The 6047-nt window shown below is 65.1% G+C and carries 5 protein-coding genes; all 5 read right to left on the bottom strand.

Annotation, left to right across the window (positions count from 1 at the left end):
- Nucleotides 1–61: 61 nt before the first annotated feature.
- On the bottom strand, nucleotides 62–2155 hold the full coding sequence (pnp, locus tag IT472_RS05535) for a polyribonucleotide nucleotidyltransferase (RefSeq protein ID WP_297179578.1): 2094 nt from the start codon (nucleotides 2153–2155) through the stop codon (nucleotides 62–64).
- A gap of 159 nt (nucleotides 2156–2314) precedes the next feature.
- Complete coding sequence (gene rpsO / locus IT472_RS05540; RefSeq protein ID WP_297179581.1) at nucleotides 2315–2575, bottom strand: 30S ribosomal protein S15; 261 nt, start codon at nucleotides 2573–2575, stop codon at nucleotides 2315–2317.
- Between the two features lie 147 nt (nucleotides 2576–2722).
- A complete protein-coding gene (gene truB / locus IT472_RS05545) occupies nucleotides 2723–3679 on the bottom strand; it encodes a tRNA pseudouridine(55) synthase TruB (RefSeq protein WP_297179583.1) in 957 nt (318 codons plus the stop codon).
- A 60-nt stretch (nucleotides 3680–3739) separates the two neighbouring features.
- Nucleotides 3740–4081 (bottom strand): 30S ribosome-binding factor RbfA, encoded by a 342-nt coding sequence (gene rbfA / locus IT472_RS05550; protein WP_297179585.1) that lies wholly within the window; start codon nucleotides 4079–4081, stop codon nucleotides 3740–3742.
- 71 nt (nucleotides 4082–4152) lie between these two features.
- A partial coding sequence (infB, locus tag IT472_RS05555) for a translation initiation factor IF-2 (RefSeq protein WP_297179587.1) occupies nucleotides 4153–6047 on the bottom strand: 1895 nt, incomplete at its 5' end.

The following is a 6047-nucleotide window of genomic DNA, read 5'->3' on the forward strand; positions in this document are numbered from 1 at the left end:
CAGAGCTCACAAAAAACGGGCCGAAGCCCGTTTTTTGTCGATACCACTGAAGCGTAGACGCTTACTCACCCTCGGTGACGGCCTTGATCGACAGGCGAATACGGCCCTGCTTGTCGACTTCCAGCACCTTGACCTTGACGATGTCGCCTTCCTTCAGCTTGTCGGAGACCTTCTCGACGCGCTCGTTGGAAATCTGCGAGACGTGCACCAGGCCGTCCTTGCCGGGGGCAATGGTGACGAAGGCGCCGAAGTCCATGATCTTCACGACCTTGCCTTCGTAGATCCGACCCGGCTCGACGTCCGAAGTAATCTGCTCGATGCGGGCCTTGGCGGCCTGGCCGGCGGCTGCGTTGACCGAGGCAATCGTGATCGTGCCGTCGTCCTGGATGTCGATCTGGGTGCCGGTTTCCTTGGTGATGCCCTGGATCACCGAACCACCCTTGCCGATCACCTCGCGGATCTTGTCCGGGTGGATCTTGATGGTGATCAGGCGCGGCGCGTAGTCGGACAGTTCCGGACGCGGCGCAGTGATCGCCTTGGTCATTTCGCCGAGGATGTGATGGCGGCCCTGCTTGGCCTGCGCCAGCGCGACCTTCATGATCTCCTCGGTGATGCCCTGGATCTTGATGTCCATCTGCAACGCGGTGATGCCGGCATCGGAACCGGCCACCTTGAAATCCATGTCGCCGAGGTGGTCTTCGTCACCGAGGATGTCGGACAGGACGACGAACCGCTCGCCTTCCTTGACCAGACCCATCGCGATACCCGCAACCGGACGCTTGACCGGTACGCCGGCATCCATCAGCGCCAGCGAGCTGCCGCAGACCGAGGCCATCGAGGAGGAACCGTTCGATTCGGTGATTTCGGAAACCACGCGGATGGTGTACGGGAATACCTCCATGCCCGGCATCATCGCCAGCACGCCGCGCTTGGCGAGGCGACCGTGGCCGATCTCGCGGCGCTTGGGCGCACCGAAGCGGCCGGTCTCGCCCACCGAGTACGGCGGGAAGTTGTAGTGGAACAGGAAATGCTCTTTCCACTCGCCGGCGACGTCGTCCATGATCTGGCCGTCGCGCGCGGTGCCCAGCGTGGTGACCACCAGCGCCTGGGTTTCGCCACGGGTGAACAGCGCCGAGCCATGCACGCGCGGCAGCACGCCGACCTTGCAGGTGATCGGGCGCACGGTGTCGAGCGCACGGCCGTCGATGCGGACCTTGGTCGAGAGTACGCTGTCACGCAGGGTGCGGTACTCGAGCTCCTCGAATTCGGCGGCCATCGCACCCGCGCCCCAGCCTTCTGCTTCGGCACGACCGGCCAGGGCCAGCATCACGTCCTTCTTCAGCGTGGAGATCGCATCGCGGCGCTGCAGCTTGTCGCGGATCTGGAAGGCTTCGCCCATGCGACCACCGACGGCGTCCTGCATCGCGGCAACCATCGCGGCATTGCGCTCCGGCGCCTGCCAGGTCGAGGCCGGCGCAGCGGCTTCGGTCACCAATGCATTGATCGCGTTGATCGCGATCTGCATCTGCTGGTGGCCGAACACCACCGCGCCGAGCATCACGTCTTCCGACAGTTCCTTGGCTTCGGACTCCACCATCAGCACCGCGCCCGAGGTGCCAGCGACGACCAGCTCCAGATCGCTGGTCTTGAGCTCGCTGACCGTCGGATTGAGCACGTACTGGCCGTTGATGTAACCGACCTTGGCGGCACCGATCGGGCCCTGGAACGGCGTACCGCACAGCGCCAGCGCAGCCGAGGCGCCAAGCAGCGCCAACACGTCGCCTTCGACTTCGGGATTGAGCGACACCAGGGTGGCGATGATCTGGATTTCGTTGCGGTAGCCTTCCGGGAACAGCGGGCGGATCGGGCGATCGATCAGGCGGCTGATCAGGGTTTCCTTCTCGGTCGCGCGGCCTTCGCGCTTGAAGAAGCCACCGGGGATGCGGCCACCGGCGTAGAACTTCTCCTGGTAATCCACGGTCAGCGGGAAGAAATCCTGCCCTTCACGCGCCGACTTTGCGGCCACCGCGGTGACGAGCACTTCGGTGCCATCGACCTTGACCAGGACCGCGCCACCGGCCTGGCGTGCGATTTCACCGGTCTCCAGGGTGACCTGGCGGTTGCCGTACTGGAATGTCTTGCTGATCTTCGCCACTTCGAAATCCTTGACTGGTTACACGTTGACGCCGAAGGCCCCTGCCTCCAGGCGCTGCACCTCAGGCGGTGCGGGGATGCGGCTCAAGCCGCTCGAAAGAATCAATGCCTAACGCAAAAAACATCGCGGCGCATTCCTGCGCCGCGATGGGGTTCTGGTTCAACGGCGCAGACCGAGCTTGCCGATCAGGGCCTTGTAGCGCTCGCCATCCTTGCGCCGCAGGTAGTCGAGCAGGCTGCGGCGACGGTTGACCATCATCAGCAGGCCACGCCGGCTGTGGTGGTCCTGCTTGTGCGCCTTGAAATGCTCGGTGAGTTGTTCGATGCGTGCGGTGAGCAGGGCGACCTGCACTTCCGGCGAGCCGGTGTCATTGTCGCCGCGCTTGTGTTCGTTGATGACTTTCTGGGAATCGATGGACATTGGTTGCCTCGTAGTCGCGGAGCCTGCAGGAACGGAGCTTTGCAGCCCGCACCACTCGGTCCGTCGATAGTTGCCGGTGGGAATTCAAGAATTGCTCGTTCGAGCCCGTCGATTATAGCGCGCACGCGCCGCCGTGGGCAATGTCGGTCAGGCCATCGGCGCGGTGGATACCCAGGTGAACAGCCGGCTTGGACGGAGTGCGCCTTCCGAATTCACTTCCCCCAGGCCCAAGCCTCGGCCACGTTCGTCCAGCAACGCCACCTGACGCTCGCGTGGCTGGTAGGGACCACGCAGGCCCTGCCCGTGCGCCAGCCGCTGCGCCTGCGCGGCATTGACGCGCACGCATGGCCACGAAGCCATGCCCGCCTCCACCGGCAACAGGCAGGCCTCGAGCACCCGCTCACCTGCCTGCTCAAGCAGCAGTTCGAGTTCTTCCAGCGTCCACATCCGCGGTTCACGGAATGGATCCACCCAAAGCCGCCGCAGGGCAGCCACGTGGGCCCCGCAACCAAGCAATTCGCCGAGGTCGCGGACCAGGCTGCGCACGTAGGTTCCGGAACCGCACTCCACGTGCAAGCGCAGGTTCGGGGCCCCGGCGTCCAGGAGATCGGCGGCATTGAGCAGGTCGAAGGCATGCACGTCCACCTCGCGCTCATCCACCTCGATGGCCTCCCCTCGCCGCGCACGCGCGTACAACGGCTCGCCTCCCCGCTTGAGTGCCGAGAAGATCGGGGGCCGCTGGGCAATCCGTCCGGTCAGCCGTGCCAGGGCGGCGTCGATTTCACCCACGGTCAACGCAGGCACGGGGCGTTCACGCAACGCTTGGCCATCGGCATCGTCACTGTCGGTGACGATGCCAAGCCGCGCCACCGCCTCGTAAGCCTTCCGCGCACCCAAGAGCCCACCGGCAATCTTGGTCGACTCGCCGAAGCAGATCGGCAACAGTCCGGTCGCAAGCGGATCGAGGCTGCCGGTATGCCCTCCTTTGTCGGCACGGAACAGCCGCCTCGCGCGCTGCAATGCCTGGTTCGACGACAAGCCCCGGGGCTTGTCGAGCAGCAGGATGCCGTCGAGCTTGCGGAAGTTGACGCGCGCCTGCTTCATGGGTGGACTGTAGAAGGTCACGAACAGGCGGGCAAGCAATGGGCCGGGAACGCGGGGCCGTCAGCCGTCCCGCAGAAGTTGGTCGATGCGCTCACCGCGTTCGACCGATGCGTCGTAATGGAAACGCAGTTCCGGCACGTGGCGCATCCGCACCGCCCGCGCCAACTGGTGGCGAATCTCGGGCGCGAGCGCATTGAGCGCCTTCACCGTCATCGCCGCACGTTCCGACATCAATACGGTGACGAAGACCTTGGCGTGGGCCATGTCGCGGGTGATCTCGACATCGGACACGCTGGTCGAATCCAGGCCATGCTCACGCACGATGGCATGCACCAGCGTCCCGAGTTCACGGCGGAGCAAGGCTGAGACACGATCGCTGCGGTGGAAGGATTTGCCCGGCATAGGTTGAACTCCCGTCCGTCGTGTGTGCGTCGCGCCGATCCATCGAATGATCGAGGATGGGCGCGTCATGCTCACAGCGTGCGCTGGACCTCGATGCGTTCGAAGCACTCGATCTTGTCGCCCGGCTTGACCTGGTCGTAGCCCTTCACGCCGATGCCGCATTCGGTGCCGTGCTTGACCTCATCCACGTTGTCCTGGAAGCGGCGCAGCGAGTCCAACTCGCCCGAGAAGATGACGGTGTCGTCGCGCAGCACGCGGATCGGCTTGCCGCGGCGGATGACGCCTTCGACCACCACCGAACCGGCGATCGCACCGAACTTGGAATGGCGGAACACCTGCTGCACTTCGGCGGTGCCGATGATTTCCTCGCGCACTTCCTTGCCGAGCACGCCGGAGGCAATCTGCTTCACCTGGTCGATCACGTCATAGATGATCGAGAAGTAACGCAGGTCGACGCCATTGGCCTCGATGGTCTTGCGCGCGGTCGCATCGGCACGCACGTTGAAGCCGATCACGGTGGCCTTCGAAGTCATCGCCAGCTGGGCATCGGATTCGGTGATGCCACCGACGCCGGAGCCGACGACATTGATCTTGATCTGCTCGTTGGACAATCCGGACAGGGATTCGCGAAGTGCCTGCATGGTGCCGTGCACGTCGGCCTTGACCACCAGGTTCAGGGTCTGCTGGGCAGCGCCCTCCCCCATCTGGGCCATGATGTCTTCCATGCGGTTGCCGGCGGAGGCCACCAGACGCAGTTCGCGGCGCTTGGCCTCGCGCTGCTGGGCCACGTCCTTGGCCAGGCGTTCGTCAGCGACGACGACGAAATCGTCGCCGGCATCCGGCACCCCGGACAGGCCGAGCACCTGCACCGGGATCGACGGGCCGGCGTCCATCACTTGGCTTCCAGTCTCGTCGAACAGCGCGCGCACGCGCCCGTACTGGATGCCGCAGACCAGGTAGTTGCCCTTGGACAGCTTGCCCTGCTGCACCAGCACCGTTGCGACCGGACCGCGGCCCTTGTCGAGCGCCGACTCGATCACCACGCCTGTGGCGCGGCCATTCGGAGCCGCCTGCAGATCGAGCACCTCGGATTGCAGGATGATCGCGTCGAGCAGGTCGTCCACGCCAAGACCGGTCTTGGCCGACAGCTCGACCATCTGCACGTCGCCGCCGAAGTCCTCGGCCACCACGTCGTGCGCCAGCAGGTCATTCTTGACCCGTGAGGGGTCGGCATCGGATTTGTCGATCTTGTTGATCGCCACGATCAGCGGCACGTTTCCGGCCTTGGCATGCTGGATCGCCTCGACCGTCTGCGGCATCACGCCATCGTCGGCTGCAACCACCAGCACCACCAGGTCGGTGAGCCTGGCGCCACGCTGGCGCATGTGGGTGAAGGCCGCATGGCCGGGGGTATCGAGGAAGCTGATCACGCCCTTGGCGGTTTCGACGTGGTAGGCGCCGATGTGCTGGGTGATGCCGCCGGCTTCGCCGGTCGCCACCTTGGTGCGGCGAATGTAGTCGAGCAAGGAGGTCTTGCCGTGGTCGACGTGGCCCATGATGGTGACCACCGGCGGACGCGAGGCAAGCTCGCGCTGGTCGCCTTCGACCCGCGCCAGCAGCTCCGATTCGGCGTCATCGGCTGCAGCGACCACCGCCTTGTGGCCGAGTTCCTCGGTCACCAGCACCGCGGTGTCGTGGTCGATGCTCTGGGTGATGGTCGCCATCACACCCATCCGCATCAATGCCTTGACCACGTCGCCGCCCTTCAGAGCCAGCTTCTGGGCGAGGTCCGCGACCGTGATCGCCTCGCCAATGGCCACTTCGCGCACCACCGGCGCAGTCGGCTTGTTGAAGCCGGAGCCGGTGCGCGACGGATCGGCGCCGCGCTTCTGCGGCTTGCCCTTGCCCTTGACGCTGCTGCGGCGGGAACGGTCACCCGGCGCCAGGTGCAACTTCCCGGCAAAAC

The sequence above is a fragment of the Thermomonas sp. genome (genome assembly GCF_020850895.1).
Classification (GTDB): Bacteria; Pseudomonadota; Gammaproteobacteria; order Xanthomonadales; family Xanthomonadaceae; genus Thermomonas.